The organism is Nocardia speluncae NBRC 108251 (assembly GCF_001613245.1).
GTDB lineage: Bacteria > Actinomycetota > Actinomycetes > Mycobacteriales > Mycobacteriaceae > Nocardia > Nocardia speluncae.
This window is the reverse complement of sequence record NZ_BDBZ01000020.1, coordinates 15,877-39,424: the sequence shown is the minus strand read 5'-3', so window position 1 is coordinate 39,424 and position 23,548 is coordinate 15,877. Positions and strand designations below refer to the sequence as shown.

The window sequence follows — 23,548 nt, the reverse complement described above, 5'->3', positions numbered from 1 at the left end:
TATGAATCTCCTCAGTGAACCGCTCGGCCGGAACCAGCGGATCGCCTACGGAATCGTGGGTGTAATCGGGACAGCCGCGCTGACCGAAGTGGTCATCCGGACCGGACTGATCTCCACGCCCGGGTTACCGGTTCCGAGCCGGGTGCTGGCCGAAACCGGTGCGCTGTTCGGCGATCAGACCTTTTGGCAGGAGGTCGGTTTCACCCTCCGCGAATGGATGCTCGGCCTACTGATCGCGACGGTGGCCGGTATGGTGCTCGGCGGCCTGATGGGCGCCTTCACGAAGGTGTTCCTCGCCTTCGAACTCCCCGTCGAGGTGTTCCGCGTGTTGCCGTCGGTCGCGCTGGGGCCGGTCCTGGTGTTGCTGCTGGGTTCGGGAATGCTGCCGCTCTCGATCACCGTGGCGCTCGCCTGTATGTGGCCGATCCTGCTGAACACCCTGTACGGAGTCCGTGCCACCGACGCCACCGCCGTGCAGACGGCCCGGACCTTCGGTCTCTCGGGGATCGCGATCCTGCGCCGGATCAAGATCCCGAGCGCGCTTCCGTTCGCGTTCACCGGAATCCGGATCGCCGCGTCGATCGGGCTCATCGTCGCTGTCAGCGCGGAGCTGCTGATCGGCAACGGGCAGGGAATCGGCGGGTACATCCTGCTCAACAGCGCGAACGCGACCAACCTCGACACCGTATACGCCGCGACGCTGGTGGCCGGGGTGCTCGGCCTGGCGGTCAGCACCGCCTTCACCGCCCTCGACAACAAGGTGTTCGCATGGAAGAAGGGGCTGGCCCAGTGATGGTCGCATCGACCGACGACACCGGACTCACCGCGACAGCGGTCCGGACGGGACCGAAGTCTCCCGCCGTGACCTCGGCCGCGCGCACCCGCGGCTCGCTGTCGCGGTTGGCCGGCAATACCGGTCTCCGGCTGCTGGTTCCGGTGCTGATCTTCGCCGGGTGGTGGGCACTGTCGCAGTCGGAAGTCGGCTCGCTGATCGTCGCGCCGCCGCTCGATGCCTTTCAGCGGGTCTTCACCGATTTCCTCAGCGCCGACGCCGGCCGGTTGTTCCTCGGCGATGCGACCTTCGACCACTTCTTCCCCAGCGTCTACCGGGCGATGGCGGGGCTCCTGCTGGCTGTCGTGATCGGGGTCGCGCTGGGCGTCGTACTGGGTGTCGTTCCGGTGCTGACGGCGCTGTTCCAGCCGCTCATCCACCTGGGGCGGTCGCTGCCCAGCCCGGCTTTGCTGGGGGTGTTCTTCTTCCTGTTCGGAACGGGGGACAGCCCGAAGATCTTCCTCATCGCGTTCTCGGTGGTCTGGCCGATCCTGTTCAACACGATCGACGGTGTCCAGAGCGTGGGCATCGGCCGGATGCAGGCGGCGGCGGTGTTCAAGATCTCCCGCCGCAATGTGCTGGCACACATCATCCTTCCCGGCGCGGGGCCGAAGATCTTCGCCGGTGTGCGGACTGCGATGTCGCTCTCGCTCATCATCATGATCATCTCCGAACTGCAGAAGGCGGAGAACGGTCTCGGCTATCTGCTGATCCGGACGCAACGCGATTTCGACTACACCGGGTTCTGGTCCGTTCTCATCGTGCTGGCCGCGCTCGGCGTCGCACTCAATTTCATCTTCGTGTTCGTCGAACGGCGGGCGTTGGCCTGGCACCGAGGAGTGACTCAGCAAAATGACTAGTACAGATGTGACGACCACGTCCGCGGAGCTGGTCCTCACCGGCATCTCGAAGTCCTACGGAACCAATCTCGCGGTCCGCGATATCACCGCCGACGCCCCGGCCGGAAAAGTCAGCGTGATCGTCGGACCCTCCGGCTGCGGTAAATCCACCCTGCTGCGGATCATCAGCGGGCTGGACGTGCCGACGACCGGTGCGGTCACCTTCGACGGTCGGCAGGTGTCCGGTGTGCCCGACGGTCTGGCCATGGTGTTCCAGGACTACGCGCGCTCACTGTTCCCGTGGATGCGGGTGGACCGCAATATCGCCTTCCCACTGGAACATCTACCGCGGGCAGAGCGCGCTGTCCGGGTACAGGAAGCCATCGACGCGGTCGGTCTGTCGGGTAAGGAGAAGCTCTACCCCTGGCAGATGTCGGGCGGTATGCAACAGCGCGTCGCCATCGCCCGAGCCTTGGCCAGCCACCCGAAACTGCTGCTCATGGACGAGCCGTACGCCTCGGTCGACGCCCAGACCCGCGCCGAACTCGAGGATCTGCTCCTGACGATCCAGGCGCGGCTCGGGATCACCGTCCTGGTCGTCACCCACGATATCGACGAGAGTGTCTACCTGGCCGATCACATCATCGTGCTGTCGAAGCCGCCGAGCATCGTGGCCGAGACGATCGAGGTCGACCTGCCGCGGCCGCGCGATCACATCACCACCAAGACCGATCCGCGGTTCGTCGAGATCCGCTCGCATGTGACCAGGCTGCTGCGCGGTGAGGGCGTGGCAGCCGACGGTGCACGCGATGCGGTTGCGAGCAAGGCGCACTGATGCGGGCCACGGTCGACGGATCCGGAATCGTCGCGCAGAGCCAATCGGCGCTCGCGCCGTTCCGGCTGTACCGTCCCGAGTCGATCGCCGAGGCCGAGGTGGTGCTCGCGGCGGAACCGGAGGCGGTGATCGGTGCCGGATGCAGCGATCTCGTGGCCAGGGTCCGGGAGGGTTGTGCGCCCGGGGCGCTGGTATCGCTGCGGAAGGTCGCGGGCCTGAAAACGATCACCCACGACGACGGTGTGCTGTCTCTGGGGCCGATGGTGACCCATCACGAGGGCGCGACCAGTGCAACGGTCGCCGCAGCAGTCCCCGGACTCGCGGCGGCGTGGTCCCGGATCGCCACGGTCCGGATCCGGTATACCGGCACGGTCGGCGGGAATCTGATGGCCCGGCGGTTTCGCTACGAGATGCCCTTGCTGCTGGGTGCGCTCGATGCCCGGTTGGCGATCGCGGACGGCCGTACCCTCGCACCCGGCGATCTGTGGGCCGACGACACCACCGCGCTGCTCACCGGTATCGCGGTGCCCACTGCGGATCTGGTGTGGTTCGGGTACGAGCGTTCCATGCGCCCCACCACGACAGTGGCCGTCGCGATTCGCCGGGAAACCGACGCCACCCTGTCCGTCCACGCCACCGCGGGGTCGGAGTACCGCCGGGGATTCTCGTTGCGCGCCGGCACCGAGGCGGTATCGGCCGCCTGTATCGACGTGGCCTCGACCGCGGCGGTCCTCGCCGCGCAACTGCCGGACGATATCGCCGATTACACCGGGTCCGCCGAATACCGCAGGCACCTGGTCGCAGTACTGATCCGCAGGCTGCTCACCGAGGCGGCCACTGCCACCCATCATCGTGAGGACGAACCGCATGAGTGAACCCGATACCGAGACGAGTCCGGCCGCCGCGGAAGTCCCCCCGGGTGCGTTCGACACCTCGATAGAGTTCAGTCTGAACGGCGAAAAGCGGCACTGCCGAATCGATTCCAGCGCGGTGCTGCTCGATATGCTCCGTGCGGACTTCGGCTGCCGGGGTGTGCGGCGCTCGTGCGAGCGCGGTGTCTGCGGCGCCTGCACGGTACTGGTCGACGATGTTCCGGTCGCCTCCTGTTCGACATTCGCGTTCGCGGTCGACGGCGCCGCTGTGGAGACCGTCGAGGGACTGGCGGATCCGGATGGAACTCTGTCGCCGCAGCAGCGGGCCTTCGCGGAATGCGGCGGCTACCAATGTGGTTTCTGCACCTCCGGCATGCTGATGCTGACGACCGGTCTGCTACGCCGCGAACCCCGGCCCGACCGCGGCACCATCCGCGAGTGGATCAGTTCCAACACCTGCCGTTGCACCGGCTACGAGATGATCATGGAATCCGTCGAACGTGCGGCGGAACTGACGGTCGCGCGGGACGGGGAGCGCGAATGACGGCGGTATCGGACCGGCCGGGTAGCCGCGACCCGCAGATCGACGCGCGCACCCACATTGTCGACGAACCGGCGATCGGCGGGTACCGGATCCGGGAGTTGCCGACGGCGCCACCGGAACACCGGGTGACCGGACGCGACGGCCCGCGTGCGGACGCTACGGCCAAGGTCACCGGAAGGGCCGAGTACGGTGCCGATATCGTGCGGCCCGGCATGCTGCACGCGAAGGTGCTGCGCAGCCCGCACGCGCACGCCCGCATCGTATCCATCGATGCCTCGGCCGCGCGGGCGCTGCCGGGGGTCACCGCGGTCGTCACCCAGGACGAGATCCAGGGGTTGCAGTGTTACGGGACGATGGTCAAGGACCAGCCGGTGGTCGCGACCGGCGTCGTCCGGTACGTCGGTGATGTGGTGGCGGCGGTCGCCGCCGCGGACGAGCGCACCGCGCTCACGGCACTGGACCTGATCCGGGTCGAATACGAGGTGCTGCCGGCGGTGTTCACCGTCGACGAGGCACTCGCGGAATCAGCGCCGGTCATCCATCCGGACGAGCCGTTCGGGGTGATCCCGAAGTACGGGCAGGGCGCGTCGGCGTCGCTGCGCAGTGCGCCGAACGTGAGTTACGAATTCCGGTACAGCACCGGCTCGCCTTCGGTCTGGGACAGCTGTGACCACGTCTTCGAGGACACCTTTCACTTCTCGCGGATGAACCATATGCATCTCGAACCATTCGTGACCGTCGCCGAGGCGAGCGCCGACGAGATCGAGGTGTGGACCGCTACCCAGTCGCCGTTCAATCTGCGCAAGGAGCTCTCGCGCGTTTTCGGATTGCCGGAGAACCGTATCCGTGTTCATGTGCCGCTGCTCGGCGGTGGCTTCGGCGCGAAGAACGGGCCCAAGGCCGATCCGGTCGCGATCCGGCTCTCGCAGCTCAGCGGCGGGCGGCCGGTCCGGTTCTGTATGACCACCGAGGAAGTGTTCCTCACGGTGTCCCAGCACGCGGCGACCCTCATCGTGAAATCGGGGGTGCGGGCCGACGGTACGTTCGTCGCGCGGCGCTCGACGGTACTGCTCAACGGCGGTGCCTACGCCGAGCACAGCCCCGCGGTCGCGGAGAAGGCCGGTTACCGGATGCCCGGCGCCTACCGTTGGCAGCATATCGATTCGGTGTGCCAGGTCGTCACCACCAATACCGTCCCGGCCGGGGCCTACCGCGGATTCGGTGGTACCCAGGCGACGTGGGCCAGTGAGCGGCAGGTCGACCTGATCGCCGATCGCCTCGGACTCGATCCGTACGAACTGCGGGTGCGCAACCTCAAGGCGCTCGGCGAGGAGTTCGTTCCGGGGGAGTCCGGTATCGACTCCGATCTGGAGGCGGGGATGCGGGTGGTGGCCGATGCGATCGGCTACCACGAGCGGGTGCGGACCGGGAACCGGGGGATGGGCGTTTCGGTGGGCGTCAAGGACGGCGGCGGTATCAACAAGCCCGCCATGGCGCGGGTCAAGGTCACCACGCGGGGTGATGTCCTGCTCAACTGCGCGCTCACCGAGATGGGGCAGGGTGGGCACTCCGCGATGGCGCAACTGGTCGCCGAGGTGTTGCGCTGCGATCCCGCCCGGGTGGCCTACGCACGCATCGACACCGACAACACCCCGTTCGACCAGGGCACCAACGCTTCCTCGGGAGTTGCGGTGATGGGGCAGGCGGTACGGACGGCGGCCGAGAAACTCCGTGACGAGGTACTCGATTGGGCCGCTGTGCAACTCGCCGTCGATCCCGCCGGGCTCGAACTCGTGGACTGGCATGTGCACATACCCGGCGGAGCCGTGCACGATCTCTTCCCGATGATCATGGAGGTCTTCGGGAACACCGGATTCGAATTCTCCGCCGACGGTTTCTACAAGGCGCGCAACGATCACCGTGCGCCGCTCGAGGCGCCGTGCGTGTTCTGGGAGATCGGCTGGGCCGCCGCCGAAGTGGAGGTCGACCCCGAGACCGGCCGGATCACCGTATTGCAACTGGCGGTCAGCGGTGACGCCGGCAAGGTGATCAACAAGATTGCGTGTCGCGGTCAGGACGAAGGGGCGGCGGTGTTCGGATTGGGACAGGCGTTGTTCGAGGAACTCCGGTACGACCCCGGCGGCGAGCTGCTCAATGCCGAAGCGCTGCTGTATCGGGTGCCGCTCGCCGAGGACATTCCGGAGCGGTTCGTCTCGATCACGCAGGAACAGGGGCACGGGGCGGGACCGTTCGGCAGCAAGGGCATGGGGGAGGGGGGGATGCTGCCCGTCGCCAGCGCGATCGCCCAGGCCGTCGCGGATGCGGTGGGTGCGCAGATCACCGAACTCCCGCTGTCACCGCAGCGGGTCTACGAAGCGATCGCCGCGCGTGCTGCTGCGGTACCTCCGCCTGCACCGCGGTCGCCGCGGACCACATCCGCCAGAGTTTCCGAGGGGGTGCGATGAGGCGATACCGCCACCCGCGTCCCGGGCTCTGTAGGCCGCAGGTCACCGATTTCGCGGATGCGATGAGGCGATGTCCGCGCCCGTGCGGCGATATCCGCCGGCTACAGGTGACTGTCTCCGGGAGGGTGTTATGACTTCGGCGTCGAAGCTCACGGGCCCGGCCGCGGCACTATCCGCGGGCCGGGGTCCGGTGCGGGTGTGCGTGCTCGGTTACGGGAGTATCGGTGCGGTCGTGGCCGAGCGGCTCCGCCGCGGGGACGTACCCGGTGCCGAACTGGCCGGGATCGTCAATCGGTCACCGGTCGCGGATCTCCCGGCGCCCGCGCTCGGCCTCGCCGAAGCCCTCGACATCGCGGACGTGGTGGTCGAATGCGCGTCCCAGGAGGCGGTGTGGGAGGTTGCCCAGCAGGTGGTCGACGCCGGGCGTGACCTGCTGGTGTCGTCGGTCGGGGCGCTGTCGGATCCGGCGTTCGCGCAGCGGATCGCCGGTCACGGACCGGGGCGTGTGGTGTGTACGCACGGTGCGGTGGGCGGCCTCGATCTCCTCGCTGCCGCCCGCGACGCGGCGCCGTTCGACCGGGTGCTCGTCCGGTCGACGAAATCGCCGGAGTCGCTGGTGCAACCGTGGATGGACACCGCGCAGCGGCAGCGAATCGGCGGCACGGCGACGCGGCTCCAGGTTTTCGCGGGCAGTTCGGCCGAGGCGGCGCGGCTGTTCCCGAAATCGCTGAATGTCGCGGCCGCGGTGAGTTTCGCGGTGAGTGACTGGGAGTCGGTGTCGGTCGAGTTGTACGCCGATCCGCACGCGGAGCTCACCTGTCACGAGATAGAGGCGTCGGGACCGATCGGCAGGTATTCGATCAAGATCGAGAATCTGCCGAGCGCGGACAATCCGCGGACCAGTGCGGTGGTGCCGTACTCGATCCTGCGGACGCTGGCGCATCTGACCGGCCATCCGAATCTCATCGCTTGAACGGTCCGCTGGACGCCACGGCAAACACCCCGAAGGGCCCGGGCCGGGCCATTACGACAACTTCACGCAGACATCTTGACGGTAAGTATCTTTTAGCTCAGACTCTTTTACCGGAAGGATTCGGAGCTCATGCGGTTCCGGACAGTGCTGCGACAGAGGGAACGGATGAAGACCCCGATGGACTTACCGAGCAGCACGAGCACTCGTTCGCCGCAGAAGGCGAACGAGATCACCGCCTTCGGGCCGCACGCCCCGGCAGTACCCGCCGACACCGCGGACCTCGAGCACTCGTGGACGGCCACACCGGTTCTCGATACGACCGATGAGATCTTCGTGGCGGGCCGGTGGGTTCGCGGCTCGGGCACTGTCATCGAATCGATCGATCCGGCCACGGGCCGGATCTTCGCCCACCTGCACGGTGCCGTCGCACATGATGTCGATCTGGCCGTCGACGGTGGCCTACGGGCTGTCGCAAGTTCCGGTTGGGCCGAGCTGCTGCCGCACGAGCGCGCCGCCGTCCTGTACCGGATCGGTACCGCGATCGAGGCCAACACCGACCGCATTGCCGCCCTGCAAACCGCCGATACCGGAAAGACACTCGCCGAAACCGGTGCCCTCGCGCGCAGCGCCGCCGGCACCTTCCGGTTCATGGCGTCGGCGCTGGAGACGATGGAGGAAACGATCACACCCCGGCGGGGTCCGTATCTCACCTTCGCGACCCATGAGCCGATGGGGGTCGTCGGCGCCATCACCCCGTGGAACTCACCGATCGCCTCGGATGCACAGAAGATCGCCCCGGCCCTCGCCGCGGGTAACGCGGTCGTCGCCAAACCGCCGGTCTGGGCGCCGTGGGTGACCCTGCTGCTGGCCCGGCTGGCAGAGGAAGCCGGCCTACCGCCGGGCCTGCTGTCGGTGCTACCCGGACCGGGACGGACTGTCGGCGATGCACTCGCCCGGCATCCGGGAATCGGCAAGATCTCGTTCACCGGTGGTACCCGGACCGGTCGCGGGCTGGCACATGTCGCCGCCGAGAAGCTGATGCCGATCACCCTCGAACTCGGCGGTAAATCGCCCACCATCGTCTTCGCCGACGCCGATCTCGATCAGGCGCTGGCCGGGGTGCTGTTCGGCATCTTCTCCTCATCGGGTCAGAGTTGTATCGCGGGGTCCCGGGTCTTCGTACAGCGCGCGGTATACAGCGAATTCGTCGACCGCCTCGTGGCAGCCACCACGGCGCTGCGAGTGGGGCCGGGCACCGATCCGCGAACCCAGGTGGCGCCCATGGTCACCCGTGCGCACCGGGACGGGGTCGCGGCGATGGTCGACGACGCGGTACGCGAGGGCGCGACGGTGCTGTGCGGCGGCGCCGTTCCCACCGATCCCGCCCTCGCCGACGGCGCGTACTACCTGCCCACCGTGCTCACCGGCGTCCCGAACAGTGCGACCGTCTGCCAGGAGGAGATCTTCGGGCCGGTGGCCGTCGTGCTCCCGTTCGAGGACGAGGCCGACGTCGTCGCCCAGGCCGACGACACGGTATTCGGTCTGGCCTGCGGAATCTGGACCTCGGACTACCGCCGCGCGTGGCGGACCGCCCGCGCCGTCCAGGCCGGAACGGTGTGGATCAACACCTACAAGCAGTTCAGTATCTCGACTCCCTTCAGCGGGCTGAAGGACAGCGGGATCGGTACGGAGAAGGGCCGCGACGGAATCCGGTCCTACATGAACCAGAAGAGCATCTACCTCGACGTGTCCGGGCAGCCGCTGCCCTGGGCAGGTCGGTGAGAAGGGAGCACCGTGAGCGCTCATCCCTATAGCCCAGCCTTCGGTGCCGCCGGTTTCGGATTCGTCTCCGGCGCACTGTCGGTGGACGAGAACGGTATCGCGGTCCCCGGCCGCCGGGCAGCCCTCGAAGCCGCGATGGCCCGGCTCGGCGAACGGCTCGCGACCATCGATATGACGCTCGAGAACGTCGTGAAGACCACCTATTTCGTCACCGACGTCGCCCTGCGCGACGAAGCGAACCGGCACTACGAAGCGGTGTTCGCCGAACCCCGTCCGGCCCGGTCCTTCGTCGAGGTCGCCGCGCTGCCCTACGGCGCGACGGTCGAGATCGAGGCCATCGCCCACCGCGGGTAGTACACCCGCACCCTACGGATCACCGACTGAGGAAGGCACATCATGTCCAGCACCGAAAAGGCCGGCGTCGATCTCGACGCTCTGATCGACTCCTGCATCGCCGCCGCCGATACCCGCTACGAGGACTGGGACACTCTCGGGTTCCAGGCCGCCCAGGGCGGCGACCGATTCAAGAGGGCCCAGATCCGCTATATCGGCTCGGGCGCCACCGGTAACCACGACACCGACAACAACATCATCAAGGCCGATCACTTCACCTTCTCCAATATGCGGCTGCCGGCCGGTGCGGTCGGTCCCGAGCACACCCATCACGACGTCGAAGAGGTCTTCTACGTTCTCGAAGGCGAAATCGAGGTCGCCGTCCACGATGTCGAGGACGGGACGAAGAAGGCGGTCCGCACACTCGGCTACCGCGATCTGATTCGCGTACCCGCGGGGGTGCCGCGCAGTCTCGCGAATGTCTCCGATGCCGATGCGCTGTTCTGCGTCATCATCGGGACTCCCAAGCCGCAGTTGCCCACCTACCCGCCCAGCTCCGAAATGTTCGGCGTCACTCGCTGATCGAGTACCGGAAGACGGACGAGGAGAGCCCGATGGACGAGCCGATGAGGCGGACGCTGCGCGTCCAGCAGAAGACCTGGGAAGCCGACGGGGTCGTCAGCGTGACGCTGGTCGATCCGGCCGGTACCGAGTTGCCGCGCTGGGCACCCGGAGCGCACCTCGCGTTGCATCTGCCGAACGGCCTCGTCCGCGAGTATTCGCTCTGTTCGGATCCCGGAGACCGGTCGCGGTGGACCGTGGCGGTACTGCGCACACCGGATTCGCGGGGCGGCAGTGCGTATATCCACGACCTGCTGCCGGTCGGCGGGCTCCTCGAAGTAGAGGGCCCGCGCCAGAACTTCGCGCTCGACACCGCGGCCCGCCACATCCTGGTCGCGGGCGGGATCGGTATCACCCCGATCCTCTCGATGGTGCGCGACCTGCACCGCGCGGGCGCGGACTGGACGCTGCTCTACACCGGCCGATCCCGGTCGACGATGGCGTTCCTCGACGAGATCGGCTCGCTGCCCGCCGACCGCGTGACGATCCACGCGGACGAGGCGGCAGCGGGTCGATACCCCGACCTCGCCGGGCTGCTCGGAGCTATCGACGGCGATGCGGTTACCTACTGCTGCGGCCCCGAGTCGTTGATGACGGCCTGCTCCGACGCGCTGACCGATCCCGGGCAGTTGCGTATCGAGCGGTTCAAGGCTCCCGAACCGGTGACCACCGGGACGGATACCGCCTTCGATGTGGTCCTCGCTACCAGTGGCCGGCGGATTCCGGTCGCGCCGGATGTCTCGGTCCTGAGTGCCCTGCAGAACGCCGGTGTGCCGGTGGAGAGCTCGTGCACCGAGGGTATCTGCGGGACCTGCGAGGTCGGTGTCGTCAAAGGTGACGTCGAGCACCGCGACTTCCTGCTCTCACCTCAGGAACAGCAGACGGGCGGCACCATGTTCGTCTGCGTTTCCCGCTGCCGCTCCGCCGAACTCGTCCTCGACCTGTAACCGGCCACCCTCGACAGAAAGGTCGATCATGCGATTCTCCGGAACACCGGTCTGTACTCTCCGGGCGTTGCGGTCGGTATCGGTCACGGTGCCCGATCCGGCCCGCTCCCGCGATTTCTACCACGAGGCGTGGGGCCTGAGCACCGTCGACGAAGACGGTGACACCTTCTGGCTGCGTGCCACCGGTACCGAGCACCACGTTCTGCAACTGCGCGCCGGCACCGGCAACGCACTGGACCGGATCTCGTTCGCGGTCGGCACGCCGCGCGAGGTCGACGATGCGGCCGGCGCACTACAGAAGCTGGGTATCCCGCTGCTGCGCGAGCCCGGCCGGCTCGACGACGCCGGTGGCGGCTACGGCCTGCAACTGGTCGATCCGGAGGGCCGCTGCCTCGAACTGTCCGCCGATACATTCGCGGTCTCGGCACAGGAACCGGCCGGTCGCCGGGCAATTCCCCGCAAACTCGCGCATATCGTGCTCAACACCAGCGATATCGATCGCACCGCGGACTTCTACACCCAGGTGCTGGGTATGCGGATCTCGGACTGGTCCGAACACCAGATGACCTTCCTGCGGTGCAATTCCGACCACCACGTCATCGCCCTCAACCAGGCCGACTTCCCGTCGATCAACCATGTGGCCTACGAGATGGAGAGTCTCGACCATTTCATGCGCGGTCTCGGCAGCCTCAAACGCAGCGGCATCGTCCCGCAGTGGGGCCCCGGCCGGCACGGTCCGGGCGACAACACCTTCTCCTACTTCACCGATCCGGCCGGACTGGTGTGCGAGTACACCTCCGAGGTGGCCCAGATCGACGAGGACCGCTGGTTGTGCCGGACCTGGAAGCGCACGCCCGAACTCTCCGACCAGTGGGGCACTGCGGGTCCGCCGACGACCACGGTCCGCGCGGCCATGGCCGGAGTGCCCGATCTCGGGCACCGCGGCCGGGTCGCACCGGGGATGGACGACTACTTCTTCGGGGGTCAGTGAGATGCGCAGGAGGCAGCCGTGACCGCCACGGCCGAATCGGCCGCCCGGACGACCCGGTGGGTTTCGGCGCGGGGGGTCTCGCTCGAGGTGCGCGGCGCGGGCGACCCGGTGTTGCTCCTGCACGGGATCGGCGGGAGTGCCGCGGCCTGTGGCGCACTGGCCGAAGTACTGAGCACGCGGGGCTACCGCACATACTGCTGGGACGCGCCGGGATACGGGCAGTCCGCCGATCCGGCGCCGGGCGCCGACGGCTCCACCGGCAGGTACGACCACGCGCTGGTCGTCGCGGAACTGATCGCCGAGCTCGACTGCGGGCCGGTACATCTGATCGGCACCTCGTGGGGCGGGGTGATCGCGACCGTGGTCGCCACCGCGGATCCGGCGTCGGTCCGTTCGCTCGTCCTGGCCGACAGCACCCGCGGCTCGGGTGTGAGCCGGGAGCGGGCGCAGGGGATGCGGGCACGGATCGGTGAACTGCGTGCGGCCGGTGCTCCGGCATTCGCGGCCGCCCGGGCGGGGCGGCTGGTCTCGCCCGGCTGCGGCGCCGAGATCGCGCGCGCGGTGGAATCCGATATGGCACGGGTCCGGCTGTCCGGTTACACCGCTGCCGCCGAGTTCATGGCCCGCACCGACACCGGTCCGAGCCTGGCAACTCTGACGGCATCCACGTTGGTTCTGGTTGGGGTGGACGACGTCGTCACCGGTGTCGACGAATCCCGGTTGCTCGCCGACGCGATTCCCGGGGCGCGCTTCGGGCTGATCCTGGGTGCCGGCCATGCGGCGGTGCAGGAAAAACCGGGCGCGGTGGCCGCACACATCCTGCGGTTCTGGAAGGAACTGGACGAATGAGCAGACTGATCGTGGTCACCGGGGCGGGCCGTGGACTGGGTTTCGCGATCGCCGAGCGGCTGGCCGCCGCGGGCGACCGGATCGTCATTGCGGAGATGCGTGCCGAGCTGGCCGACGATGCCCAGAAAACGTTGCGGGACAAGGGGTACGACGTCACTTCTGTGGTCACCGATATCGCCGATCGCGATTCGGTGGTGGCCCTGGCGCGCCGGGTGGCGGCCCTGGGCGGCGCGGACGCGCTGGTCAACAATGCGGCGCTGGCCGACGGTGTGGGCGGTGATGCCTTCTGGGAACTCGATGAGGGGTTCTTCCAGCAGGTGATGACCGTCAACGCGTTCGGTACCTGGCTGGTGAGCAAGCACCTCTTCGCCCAGCTGACTCGTAGTGGCAACGGCGCGATCGTGAACATCGCCTCCGATGCCGCCCTGTACGGGTCGCCGCGCCTGGTGCACTATGTCGGCTCCAAGGGTGCGGTCATGGCGATGACCCGCACGATGGCGCGCGACGGGGGCCCGCACGGGCTACGGGTCAACGCCGTCGCACCCGGGTTGACCCGGGTGGAGGCAACGGCCACGGTGCCGGCGTCGCGGTACCGGCTCTACGCCGACAACCAGGTGCTGGCCCGCGAACAGACCCCGGACGATGTCGCCGGGACGGTGCAGTTCCTGCTCTCGGACGCGGCGAGCTACCTGACCGGCCAGACCCTGGTGGTCGACGGCGGATTCGTCATGAACTGATCGACCCTTGCGGCCTACCGAAACCCTCCCTCACAGAGAGACCGACACTCGATGGATCTGCAGCTCACCGACCGCACCGTGGTCGTCTCCGGCGCGAGCTCCGGTGTGGGATTGGCGACCACCCGGATGCTGATCGCCGAGGGCGCCCGGATCGCCGCCTGCGCCCGCGATCTGGACCGGTTGCGCGCGGCGATCGATTCGATCGACGGTGCCGACCCCGCCCGGATCCACCTCGCCGCCTGCGATGTCACCGATCGCGACGAGGTCGAATCCTTCATCGGCGCCGCCGCCGGGCGATTCGGCGGAATCGACGGGCTGGTGTGCAATGCCGGACGTTCGCTGATGGCGCCCCTGGCCCGGACCACCGACGAACAGATACGCGCGGAATTCGACCTGAAGATCTTCGGTTCCTGGAACCTGGTGCGCGCGGCCCGTGGCGCGCTCGCAGCCGCGGACCGCGGCGCCGTCGTCAATGTCAACGCGATCCTCTCCCGCCAGCCGGAACCTCGCCTGGCCGTCACCTCGGCGGCGCGGGCCGCGCTGCTCAACCTCACCCACTCCATGGCCGAGGACCTCGCCGCGGACGGAACCCGGGTGAACTCGGTACTGCTCGGCCTCGTCGACACCGGGCAGTGGCGCCGCCGCTTCGAGGCATCCGGGACCGCACTCGACTACGACGCGTGGAGTGCGGAGATCGCCGCCGATCGCGGTATCGCGCTGGGCCGCTTCGGCACCGCGGAGGAGGTCGCGTTCCCGATCGTCACCCTGCTCTCGCCACTGAGCGGCTACACCACCGGCACCAGCATCGACGTCGGCGGTGGCGTCGGCCGCTACATCTGACCATCGGCCCGGTCCGGCGTATCCGCCGTTCCCAGATCTCTTTCCGGAGGACCCATCATGACGACCACCGACAGCCCCGGCACCAAGGAGCCCACCGGGGGCGATGTGCTCGTCGCCGTGATGCGCAGGCACGGAATCGACACCGCCTTCGGCGTGATCAGCATCCACAACCTGCCACTCGTCGAAGCGGTGGCGCGGGAGCTGAAGTTCGTGGAGGTGCGTCACGAAGCGGCGGCGGTCAACGCCGCCGACGGGTACGCGCGGGCGACAGGCAAGATCGGGGTCGCGATCACCAGCACGGGAACCGGCGCCGGCAATGCCGCGGGTTCCCTGCTCGAAGCGCTGACCGCCGGTAGCCGGGTGCTGCACGTGACCGGCCAGATCGAGAGCGAGTACCTCGGTGCCGGCGGGTCGACACGCGGCGTCATCCACGAAGTGCCCAAACAACTCCAGATGCTCGACGCCGTCTCCCGCTATGCGGCCTCCATCGAACGCGCAGAGGATGTCGAAGCCGATCTGGAAATCGCCATCGCCCATATCCTGGCCGCCCCGCAGGGCCCGGCCAGTGTCGAATGGCCCTCGGATCTCCAGTATCTGGCACGTCCGGCCGATCAGCGCGCCTACGAGCCGCCGGTTTTCGATACGCCGGCACCCGACAGCAGTGCGATCGCCGAGGCCGTGGCACTGCTGTCGGCGGCCGAGCGTCCCCTGCTCTGGGTGGGCGGGGGAGCGGCCGGCGCGAAGGCCGAGCTGGCCGCCCTGCTGCACACCCTGGGTGCGGGTCTGCTGACCAGTAATTCGGGGCGGGCGATCGTGCCCGAGGACGACGCGCTGGTCATCGGGAACTTCGCGACGGCGCCGGAGGTCGCGCCATTGCTCGCGGATGCCGATCTATTGCTGTCGGTCGGTACCCATTTCCGCTCCAACGAGACCAAGAGCTACCACCTGCGGTTACCCGCCGCCCAGATCCAGATCGATGTGGATCCGGCGGCAATCGGCCGGATCTATCCGGCGAAGGTCGGCATCGTGGGGGATACCGCGGCCACCCTCGCTGCGATCAACGGAGCCCTGACCAGCACATCGGTGGACCCGGGGTGGTCTGCCCAGGTCACCGCCACCCGGGTGGCGGTACGGGCCGCACTCACGGACTATATCGGCGGCTACGCCGAGATCTGTACGGCGATGCGGTCGGTACTGCCGCGCGAATCCGTTGTGGCGCGCGATGTGACCATCCCGTCCAGCCAGTGGGGCAATCGATTGCTGCCCTTCTACGAACGCGAGACCAATATCTTTCCCCTCGGCGGTGGTATCGGCCAAGGGCTGGCTATGGGGATCGGCGCCGCCCTCGGCCGGCCCGAGGTGCCGACCGCCGTGATCGCCGGGGACGGCGGTCTCGCCGTGCATCTGGGCGAACTCGCCTCGCTCGCGGGCAGCGGCGCCTGGTGCGTCGTAGTGGTATTCAACGACGGCGGCTACGGCGTACTGCGGAATATGCAGGCGGCCAACGGGTTCGATCGATCCGGTGTCGACCTGTTCACGCCGCGGTTCGATCTGCTCGCGGCCGCGCTCGATATGCCCTACTCCCTGGTCCAGGGTCCGGGACGTTTCGAGAAAGCGTTCGCGGACGCCGTGGCGACGCGCGGTCCGGCGATCGTCGAGGTCGATATCGCGGCAGTCGAACCGCCGCCGGGCCCGTTCACACCACCCGTACACATCCCGGTTCGGGAGGGCTGATCCGATGAACCGCAACGAATGGGACGACGAGATCCCGGCGCAGGCACTGGTATGTCTGCACGCCGGACCGGACCCGGACCGCTGGTTCGCCGATCAGATCGAGGCGCTCGGCGCCCTCGCGTACCGGTCCGGCGCGCTGGACCCGGCCGACCCGGAATCCGTCGAGCCGTGGGTGAACGAGGTCGCGGCCGCCGTGGCGGCCCTCGGCCACGACCGCGTGCACCTGCTGGCCACCGGCGCCACCGCATACGGCGCCATCGCGCTCGCCGCCCGGCGCCCCGCACTCGTCACCAGTCTCGTACTGGGTGACCCGGAGATCGAGCCGGACGTTCCCGAGTACTGCGAACTCCTGACGCGGGTGACCGCACCGAGCCTGGTGATCGCCTCGGTCCCCGACGGGCACGCGGATATCGCTACCGCGCAGAGCATCGCCGGTGGCATCGACAACGGCGTGTTCGTCGTCATCGACGGCGGCACGATCCCGGCCCACCGCGAACGCGCTGCCTCCTTCAACGAGTGGGTCACCGCGTTCACCTTTATCGCCGAAGGTCTCGATGCCATGGCATCGCAGCGACAGGAGAAAGCCAATGCCTGAACAAGCCGCGCATTACCTCGAACCCAACCAGACACACCCCGAACCGATCAGCCCCTACGAGACAAAACTGTCCGGTTCGATCATGGAGGTTTTCGGCCGGGGCACTCATGACCTGCCGGGACTGATCGCGGGACTGAACGATCTCGGGCTGCACGCTCCCGACGGGCAAGCCTGGAACGAGGACAATTTCCGCGCCGAGATGCGACGACTGGGAGACTGAGATGACCACCGCGACCACATCCGCCCCAACCGCGACCGGCGGTCCGAAGAAGCGCGCGGTCGGTGTCCGCAGGGATATGACCGCCGCCGATATCGCCGCCACCGGGCTGCGCGACCGCTGGTATCCGATCCTGCCGTCGCGCATGGTGAAACCCGGCGAATCCAAGAAGGTCACCCGCCTGTCCGTCGACTGGGTGCTGTTCCGGGACCCACGGGGGACCGTCCATATGCTCGAGGACCGCTGCCCGCACCGCAGCGCCCCGCTGTCGGTCGGGCAGCATCTCGGCGACCGGCTCGCCTGCAAGTATCACGGCGTCCAAGTCGACGGCACCGGCACTGTCGTCTCCGTACCCGGTATGCCCGGTTGCGCGCTCGAAGGTAAACGGGCGACGGTGTCCTTGCAGGTCGTCGAGGCCGCCGACACCATCTTCGCGTTCGTCCCGCTGACCCACGACTCCGAACCCACACCATTTGTGCTGCCCGACCGGCTCACCGACGAGGCCGTCTCCTGGTTCCCGAACTTCGCGGAATGGTCCGGGCCCTGGCGCTTCTATATGGACAATGTCCTCGATCCGATGCACGGTGCGTTCCTGCACCGCGATTCGCATTCGATGTCCGGTGGGGACACCTCGGCGCGCTTCCGGATCCGGGAAACCGACCGCGGCTTCTTCTTCGAGAAAACCGATCAGGTCGGGGTGAACTTCGACTGGGTCGAGTACGTGCGGGGCTCTATGGACTACGTGGACCTGGAGATCCCCTACGCCCCGAACGCCGGGCCCGGCGGTGTTTTCGGCATCGTCGGCATGGCCACGCCGATCGACGCCGGCAATTCCGCGATCTTCCACTGGCGTACCCGCCGCGTCGACGGATGGGAACGTGAGGTGTGGCGTTTCCTGTACCGCACGCGGCTCGAGGCCCGGCACTGGGAGGTACTCGAGCAGGACCGCGAAGTGCTCGAGGCCCTGGCCGCCGACGCCGATCACGAGGAACACCTCTATCAACACGACCTGGGAGTTTCGCGGATCCGCCGCATCTACCGGGCAGACGCGAAGAAACAGGCCGCTATCCTGGCCGGCGAACCGGTATGAGCACGACCGGGGCGGTCTCCGCCGACACCATGATGCTGACCGTATTCCTGCGGCACGACCAGGCACAGAACCTGGAACAGATCCAGGGCAAACTCGACGACGCCGGCTGGTGGGAGCACTTTCCACCGCCGGGGTGCGAGGTGGTCTCGTGGGTGGTCGCGATGGGGGTCGGCCAGATTGTGACGCTACGGCTGCCGGTGGCGAAGCTCGCCGCCGTCAACGTGGAGCTGGAACGGCGGGCGTGGGGTGTGTTCCACACGGACTTCTACCCGACCTACGACTTCGTACCGGTCCGCGAGCGGCTGACCCGCGAATCCCGCGAACGGCGCGGCGCATGAGCCGGGTTGCGACGGAGACGGTTCCGGAGCCGCCGCGTGCGGGCATGTTCAGCAACGCCAGGGTGCACGGCGGTCAGTTCTTCCTGTCCGGTATGCACGCCGGCGGTCCTGAGGGAACAGTGGGCGGCGCCGATGCCTACCTCCAGGCTCAGGAGGCATTCCGGCGGATCCGGCTGCTCACCGAGGCCTGTGGTGCTGTGGTGGACGACATTCTCGTATTGCGGATCTATCTGACCGATATCGCCGACCGGGTGGCGGTCGGGAGAGCACGCTCCGAGGTGTTCTCCGGCGATTTCCCGTGCTCGACGCTCGTCGAAGTGTCGGCGCTCGTAGAGCCCGGCCTGAAGGTGGAGATCGAAGCCCAAGGGGTCCTCGGATCACACGCGCGCACCTGATCCGCCGCCGGCCCGGATCGGATTCACACTTTCGAAAGGTTAGGAAGAGATCATGAGCAAGGCACCGAGTGTGGCCGTCTGTGGGGCGGGTATCGGCGGTCTCACCGCCGCCCTGGCACTCCGGAAATTCGGTATCGATGCGGAGGTCTTCGAGCGGACCGCCCGCTTCGCCCGGGTCGGCGCCGATATCAACCTCACCCCGAACGCCGTCCGGGCCCTCGACGGCCTCGGTCTGGGCCCGGCGCTGCGGGATTCGGCGGCCCGGCCGCAGTTCCGGATCAGCCGGACCTGGGATACCGGCGCGGAGACCTCACGGCTCGAGATGGGTTCGTCCGCGGAAGCGCGCTACGGGTCACCGCAGCTCACCCTGCACCGCGGTGATCTCATGTCCGCTCTCGAGGCAGCGCTGCCGGGGGAGAACGTAGCGCTGGGCCGGCAGGTAGTCGACGTCCGCGACCAGACGATCCATTTCGCCGACGGCGGTACCCACCGGGCCGACGTGATCATCGGAGCGGATGGAATCCATTCGGCCGTCCGCACCGTGTTGTTCGGCCGGGAGCACCCCACCTTCACCGGTGTCGTGGCGTTCCGCGCGGTGGTTCCCGCGGCGGCGGTCGCCGCGGTGCCGAACCTGGACTGCTTCACCAAATGGTGGGGCCCGGACGCAGCCACGCAGATCGTGACGTTCCCACTGAGCCAGGGCAAGGACATCTTCATCTTCGCCACCTGCGCGCAGGACGAGTGGACCGAGGAGTCGTGGACGACCCCCGGCAGCGCCGACGAACTCCGCGACCTGTACCGGGACTTCCACCCGGACGCGCGCGCTCTGCTGGACGCCTGCGACGAGGTATTGAAATCAGCGCTCTACGTGCGTGATCCACTGCCCGCGTGGACACGGGAGACCGTGACGCTACTCGGCGACGCGTGCCATCCGATGATGCCCTTCATGGCACAGGGTGCAGGTCAGGCGATCGAGGATGCGGTGGTGCTGGCGCGCTGCCTCGGGGCGGACAACTACGCTTGCGCGGCCGATGCCCTGGTCGGCTACGAGAACTCCCGGATGGACCGGACCGCCCGGATCCAACGCGGCTCCCGATCCAACGAATGGCTGAAAACGGCGGGAAACGGTGACTGGGTGTACGAGTACGACGCCTGGAATGTGCCACTGGCCGACGCGTAGCGACCATGAGTTGTTCGCTCGCGGTGTCGGCGGCTTCGGCGACGTGTACTCCTTCGGCACGTCGCTGGTTCAGCGCAGGGTGAGGACGGTTTCGGAGTCGATATAGGTCAGTTTGTGCGGGTTGCGGACCAGATAGAGACCGACGATCCGGGTGTCCTCGACCCGTAGCGCGAGGACACCGTCGAGCTCCCCGTCGATGTGCAGCGCCAAAGCGGGGCTGCCGTTGATCGCGGCCGGTTCGGCGGTGAGCGCGATTTTATGCCTGGTGAGGCCCGCGACCACGAATCGAGCCACCTTGTCCGCGCCGATGACGGGCCGCGGGCTCGCCTGTTTGATACCGCCACCGTCACTGATCGCCACCACGTCGGGGGCGAGTATGTCGAGCAGGCCCTGAAGGTCCCGCGTCTCCAACGCCTGCTGGAACGCATCCACCGCCGCGCGGGCCTCGTCCGCGGTGACCCGCCGGCGCGGCCGCCGGGCTTCGACGTGGCGGCGGGCCCGGTGGGCGATCTGGTGTACGGCGGCGGGTGACTTGTCGACCGCGGCCGCGATCTCGTCGTAGCCCAGGCCGAACGCCTCGCGCAGCACGAAGACCGCTCGCTGGGTCGGCGTCAAGGTTTCGAGCACGACCATCAACCCCATCGATACGCTTTCGGCGAGTTCCACATCGGCGGCCACATCCGGGGTGGTGAGCAGTGGTTCCGGTAACCAGGAGCCCACGTAGGCCTCCCGCCGCCGCTTCACCGACCGCAGCCGGTTGAGCGCTTGCCGCGTGGTGATCCGAACCAGGTAGGCCCGCTGGTCATCGACCTGCGCTGTGTCGACGCCGACCCAGCGGAACCAGGTTTCCTGCAGGACATCATCGGCATCTGCCGCGGATCCGAGCATCTCGTAAGCGACGGTGAACAATAAATTACGGTGCGCAACAAAGGTTCTCGTCGCCGCGAGAACAGCGTGCGGATCGTTCGGGCCGTCGGCCTCGCCCTCGGCCTGTTGTCGTTCGCCGGGTTCGCCTGCTGTGTGCATGATGTCCTCTCCGCGAGTGGATCCTGGGCCCGGTGTGATGCAGACACAGCTGTGGCACGACGACCTGCCGGGGATTGATCACGGTCACGGACACGTCATCGCGCTGCCGCAACCGGTCGGCCGCCCTCACCCCGGCGTATCCACCGCCGACCACGACGCCCCCGATTCGCTTGCCCTTGGTGTCTCCTTCGCTCCGAACGGGTCGATAACCAGACACCGCAGCCCCGCAAATCCTGACAAGTTGTGAAACAGATCACAGAAGTTCGGTGCGCGGGTTTCTCGGTGATCGACGCATCGTGGCCATCCGTAGCGTCCACCGGGTCGACAGTATGGAGTGGCGCACGTCACTAAACGGCCCTGTCAGGAAATCGGGCCCACCGGTGTCTTGTTCGGTGAGCACGCGAAACCGACAGGAGCCTCAACCATGAAGCACCACATCGTCATTCTCGGGGCCGGATACGCCGGAGCCTTCTCCGCGACGTTTCTTGCCCGACAGCTTCACTCCGACGACTTCGAGATCACGGTCGTCAACGCAGAACCCGATTTCGTGGAGCGGCTACGCCTGCATCAGCTCGCCGCCGGACAGCAGCTGCGCCACCGGCCGCTCGCCGAGATTTTCGCCGGCACCGGAATCCGGTTGCGGGTAGCCCGTATCACCGGCATCGACGCCGAGAACCGGTCGGTCACCGTGACCGGCGACGACGGTCCCGGCCGAATCGAATACGACACCCTGCTCTATGCACTCGGTAGCACGATCGACGACCACGGCGTTCCCGGCGTCGGCGAGTATGCCTATCATGTGGCGGCGCGACCGGCGGCGCTGCGGCTGCGCGCACGCCTGGACGAGCTGGACGAAGGCGGGCGCGTGCTGGTGGTCGGCGGCAATCTGACCGCGATCGAGGCCGTCACCGAACTCGCCGAATCCCGCCCCCGGCTTCGAATCGGCCTCGTCACCCGCGGCGAACTCGGCGGCCGGCTCGGCGACAAGGCCCACCGGCACCTGTGGCGCGCTTTCGACCGGTTCGGTATCCAGGTCCACGAGAACTCCCCGATCGAACGCGTCGAGGCGGGCCGGGCGATCGCCGCCGACGGTACCGCGTTCCCCGCCGACGCGATCGTATGGGCGGCCGGCTTCGCCGTACATCCGATCGCCGCGGCCAGTGGCTTCGCGGTCGAACCCAACGGACAACTCACGGTCGACCGGCAGATGCGCTCGGTCTCCCATCCGGACGTCTACGCCGCCGGTGACAGCGCCTTCGTTATCGGCGACAACGGCCTGCCGTATCCCATGTCGTGCGCATCCGCGGGCCCCACCAGCAAGGCGGCCACAGCCGCGATCATCGCGCACCTCACCGGCCGCCGAGTCGCGCCCACCACCTTCTCCTATATCGGCAACCACATCAGCCTCGGTCGCAAAGACGGACTGTTCCAACTGGTCGACGGAGACGCGCGAGCCAAATCGGGAGCCCTGCGCGGCCGGGCAGCCGCACGCGTCAAAATGGCGATCATCGATACCGCCGCCTGGGCTGTCGGCCACCCGACTTTCGGCAAGCCGAACCGCAAATACCGCTTGGTCACCACCAGGGACAGCTTCCCCAGCGGGTCCGCAGCATAGTGGCCCAACCTGAAGATCATCTGACCGCAAGTTGGCAGCCCGAGACCGGACGAATCGTGTGTGCAATCGAAACGCGGCGCGGCGGGACGTCACGGCGCCGCTCGACGAGACATATCGGAAGTCCCCATATAAGAGGAGAAGATAATGTTTTACGCCAAATCACCGGTCGGAGCCAGGTTGGCTGCTGTCGCCGGAGTCCTGCTCGTCGGAGGTGGGCTCAGCGCTTGTGGTGCTGACGACGGCAGCGAGGACGGGTCGGCGCCGCGGGTGGAGATTATCGAAGCAGTCGCGTTGACGGATCAACTTGCGGCTCTGGATCTCGACAAACCGGGCCCGAGCCTCGGCGATACGGTCGTCTACTCGGGCAGCATTCAACAAGATGGCCGTCGGATCGGGCACGGTGGTGGCTCGTGTCAGACCATCTACATCGAGGGTGATGAGATCACCATGCAGTGCGTGCTCACCGCGCAGATGGAGCGGGGATCGCTGACCATGCAGGCGGTGTGGCTCGAGGGGGCCAGCCCGCTCGATTTGGCGATTACCGGTGGTACCGGCGCATATAGGAGTGCGACCGGTACTGCTCGTTTCTGGGATATCAACACTCCGGATGAACGGATGCGTGCCGAGGTCGTTCTCCCCGAGGAGTGAATGAAGGGCCAACAATATATCGTCCATTTGTAGGGCCGGAAGTCCGGCTGCCGGGGGCGCGTAGCACCACTGGTGCGAGCGGATTCGCGGGCAGCGCGGTGTCACCTATCCGTGCGGAGTCGGCTGTTCACCCAGTTGGCAATGCACGCGCACCGGTTGGCGTCCGACGGGTTCGGCGGAGTGGGTGTGCGTGGGTACCTACTTCCGGCGAGCTCGACTGGAGCGCTGATCCTGGATGCGGCGAGCAGCG

Annotated in this window: 25 protein-coding genes; 24 read left to right on the top strand and 1 reads right to left on the bottom strand. The window is 67.5% G+C overall.

The annotated features are described in order from the left end of the window. The first annotated feature begins 1 nt into the window (after nucleotide 1). The 22 genes from NS6_RS19135 (at nucleotide 2) to NS6_RS19030 (ending at nucleotide 20,009) form a co-directional block, all read left to right on the top strand. Entirely contained in the window at nucleotides 2-793 is a 792-nt protein-coding gene (locus tag NS6_RS19135) for an ABC transporter permease (protein ID WP_068043638.1), read from the top strand. Then, nucleotides 769-1,692: an ABC transporter permease gene (locus NS6_RS19130; protein WP_245669411.1), complete on the top strand. Its 924-nt coding sequence runs from the start codon at nucleotides 769-771 to the stop codon at nucleotides 1,690-1,692. Before NS6_RS19135 ends, NS6_RS19130 begins: the two co-directional genes overlap by 25 nt. Then, nucleotides 1,685-2,506 (top strand): ABC transporter ATP-binding protein, encoded by an 822-nt coding sequence (locus tag NS6_RS19125; protein WP_068043636.1) that lies wholly within the window; start codon nucleotides 1,685-1,687, stop codon nucleotides 2,504-2,506. The genes NS6_RS19130 and NS6_RS19125 overlap by 8 nt, the downstream gene beginning before the upstream one ends. Then, a complete protein-coding gene (locus tag NS6_RS19120; protein ID WP_068043634.1) occupies nucleotides 2,506-3,381 on the top strand; it encodes an FAD binding domain-containing protein in 876 nt (291 codons plus the stop codon). The genes NS6_RS19125 and NS6_RS19120 overlap by 1 nt, the downstream gene beginning before the upstream one ends. Further along, nucleotides 3,374-3,922: a (2Fe-2S)-binding protein gene (locus tag NS6_RS19115; RefSeq protein WP_084471199.1), complete on the top strand. Its 549-nt coding sequence runs from the start codon at nucleotides 3,374-3,376 to the stop codon at nucleotides 3,920-3,922. Before NS6_RS19120 ends, NS6_RS19115 begins: the two co-directional genes overlap by 8 nt. Further along, a complete protein-coding gene (locus NS6_RS19110; RefSeq protein WP_084471198.1) occupies nucleotides 3,919-6,387 on the top strand; it encodes a xanthine dehydrogenase family protein molybdopterin-binding subunit in 2,469 nt (822 codons plus the stop codon). Before NS6_RS19115 ends, NS6_RS19110 begins: the two co-directional genes overlap by 4 nt. Before the next feature lie 130 nt (nucleotides 6,388-6,517). Beyond that, nucleotides 6,518-7,360: an aspartate dehydrogenase domain-containing protein gene (locus NS6_RS19105; protein ID WP_068043632.1), complete on the top strand. Its 843-nt coding sequence runs from the start codon at nucleotides 6,518-6,520 to the stop codon at nucleotides 7,358-7,360. A 177-nt stretch (nucleotides 7,361-7,537) separates the two neighbouring features. Further along, the gene (locus tag NS6_RS19100) at nucleotides 7,538-9,142 is read left to right on the top strand and encodes an aldehyde dehydrogenase (protein ID WP_084471229.1); all 1,605 of its coding nucleotides are present in this window, start codon (nucleotides 7,538-7,540) and stop codon (nucleotides 9,140-9,142) included. A gap of 12 nt (nucleotides 9,143-9,154) precedes the next feature. Beyond that, nucleotides 9,155-9,496 (top strand): RidA family protein, encoded by a 342-nt coding sequence (locus tag NS6_RS19095; RefSeq protein WP_068043630.1) that lies wholly within the window; start codon nucleotides 9,155-9,157, stop codon nucleotides 9,494-9,496. A gap of 42 nt (nucleotides 9,497-9,538) precedes the next feature. After that, nucleotides 9,539-10,057, top strand: coding sequence for a cupin domain-containing protein (locus NS6_RS19090; RefSeq protein WP_068043629.1), 519 nt, complete (start codon nucleotides 9,539-9,541; stop codon nucleotides 10,055-10,057). A gap of 32 nt (nucleotides 10,058-10,089) precedes the next feature. Next, entirely contained in the window at nucleotides 10,090-11,043 is a 954-nt protein-coding gene (locus NS6_RS19085; protein ID WP_084471197.1) for a PDR/VanB family oxidoreductase, read from the top strand. A gap of 28 nt (nucleotides 11,044-11,071) precedes the next feature. Further along, nucleotides 11,072-12,034, top strand: coding sequence for a VOC family protein (locus tag NS6_RS19080; protein WP_068043627.1), 963 nt, complete (start codon nucleotides 11,072-11,074; stop codon nucleotides 12,032-12,034). A gap of 18 nt (nucleotides 12,035-12,052) precedes the next feature. After that, nucleotides 12,053-12,883: an alpha/beta fold hydrolase gene (locus tag NS6_RS19075; RefSeq protein ID WP_068043623.1), complete on the top strand. Its 831-nt coding sequence runs from the start codon at nucleotides 12,053-12,055 to the stop codon at nucleotides 12,881-12,883. After that, complete coding sequence (locus NS6_RS19070; RefSeq protein ID WP_068043622.1) at nucleotides 12,880-13,620, top strand: SDR family oxidoreductase; 741 nt, start codon at nucleotides 12,880-12,882, stop codon at nucleotides 13,618-13,620. The genes NS6_RS19075 and NS6_RS19070 overlap by 4 nt, the downstream gene beginning before the upstream one ends. A 51-nt stretch (nucleotides 13,621-13,671) precedes the next feature. Further along, a complete protein-coding gene (locus NS6_RS19065; protein ID WP_068043619.1) occupies nucleotides 13,672-14,460 on the top strand; it encodes an SDR family oxidoreductase in 789 nt (262 codons plus the stop codon). 57 nt (nucleotides 14,461-14,517) lie between these two features. Further along, the gene (locus tag NS6_RS19060) at nucleotides 14,518-16,194 is read left to right on the top strand and encodes a thiamine pyrophosphate-binding protein (protein WP_068043617.1); all 1,677 of its coding nucleotides are present in this window, start codon (nucleotides 14,518-14,520) and stop codon (nucleotides 16,192-16,194) included. Between the two features lie 4 nt (nucleotides 16,195-16,198). Then, a complete protein-coding gene (locus NS6_RS19055) occupies nucleotides 16,199-16,789 on the top strand; it encodes an alpha/beta fold hydrolase (RefSeq protein ID WP_084471196.1) in 591 nt (196 codons plus the stop codon). Beyond that, entirely contained in the window at nucleotides 16,782-17,009 is a 228-nt protein-coding gene (locus tag NS6_RS19050; protein WP_068043615.1) for a recombinase-like helix-turn-helix domain-containing protein, read from the top strand. Before NS6_RS19055 ends, NS6_RS19050 begins: the two co-directional genes overlap by 8 nt. Before the next feature lies 1 nt (nucleotide 17,010). Further along, entirely contained in the window at nucleotides 17,011-18,096 is a 1,086-nt protein-coding gene (locus NS6_RS19045) for a Rieske 2Fe-2S domain-containing protein (protein WP_068043614.1), read from the top strand. Next, complete coding sequence (locus tag NS6_RS19040; RefSeq protein WP_068043612.1) at nucleotides 18,093-18,434, top strand: hypothetical protein; 342 nt, start codon at nucleotides 18,093-18,095, stop codon at nucleotides 18,432-18,434. Before NS6_RS19045 ends, NS6_RS19040 begins: the two co-directional genes overlap by 4 nt. After that, nucleotides 18,431-18,829, top strand: coding sequence for a RidA family protein (locus NS6_RS19035; protein ID WP_068043610.1), 399 nt, complete (start codon nucleotides 18,431-18,433; stop codon nucleotides 18,827-18,829). Before NS6_RS19040 ends, NS6_RS19035 begins: the two co-directional genes overlap by 4 nt. Before the next feature lie 52 nt (nucleotides 18,830-18,881). Next, nucleotides 18,882-20,009: an FAD-dependent monooxygenase gene (locus tag NS6_RS19030; protein ID WP_068043608.1), complete on the top strand. Its 1,128-nt coding sequence runs from the start codon at nucleotides 18,882-18,884 to the stop codon at nucleotides 20,007-20,009. Nucleotides 20,010-20,078: 69 nt separating this feature from the next. Here NS6_RS19030 and NS6_RS19025 read toward each other — a convergent pair whose 3' ends face one another. Next, nucleotides 20,079-21,035, bottom strand: coding sequence for an RNA polymerase sigma-70 factor (locus NS6_RS19025; protein ID WP_068043606.1), 957 nt, complete (start codon nucleotides 21,033-21,035; stop codon nucleotides 20,079-20,081). Between the two features lie 424 nt (nucleotides 21,036-21,459). Here NS6_RS19025 and NS6_RS19020 point away from each other — a divergent pair, with 424 nt between their 5' ends. Together NS6_RS19020 and NS6_RS19015 are read left to right on the top strand one after the other, a co-directional pair. Further along, nucleotides 21,460-22,650: an NAD(P)/FAD-dependent oxidoreductase gene (locus NS6_RS19020; RefSeq protein WP_068043604.1), complete on the top strand. Its 1,191-nt coding sequence runs from the start codon at nucleotides 21,460-21,462 to the stop codon at nucleotides 22,648-22,650. A 144-nt stretch (nucleotides 22,651-22,794) separates the two neighbouring features. Next, nucleotides 22,795-23,298, top strand: coding sequence for an allene oxide cyclase barrel-like domain-containing protein (locus NS6_RS19015; protein WP_068043602.1), 504 nt, complete (start codon nucleotides 22,795-22,797; stop codon nucleotides 23,296-23,298). Nucleotides 23,299-23,548: the final 250 nt, after the last annotated feature.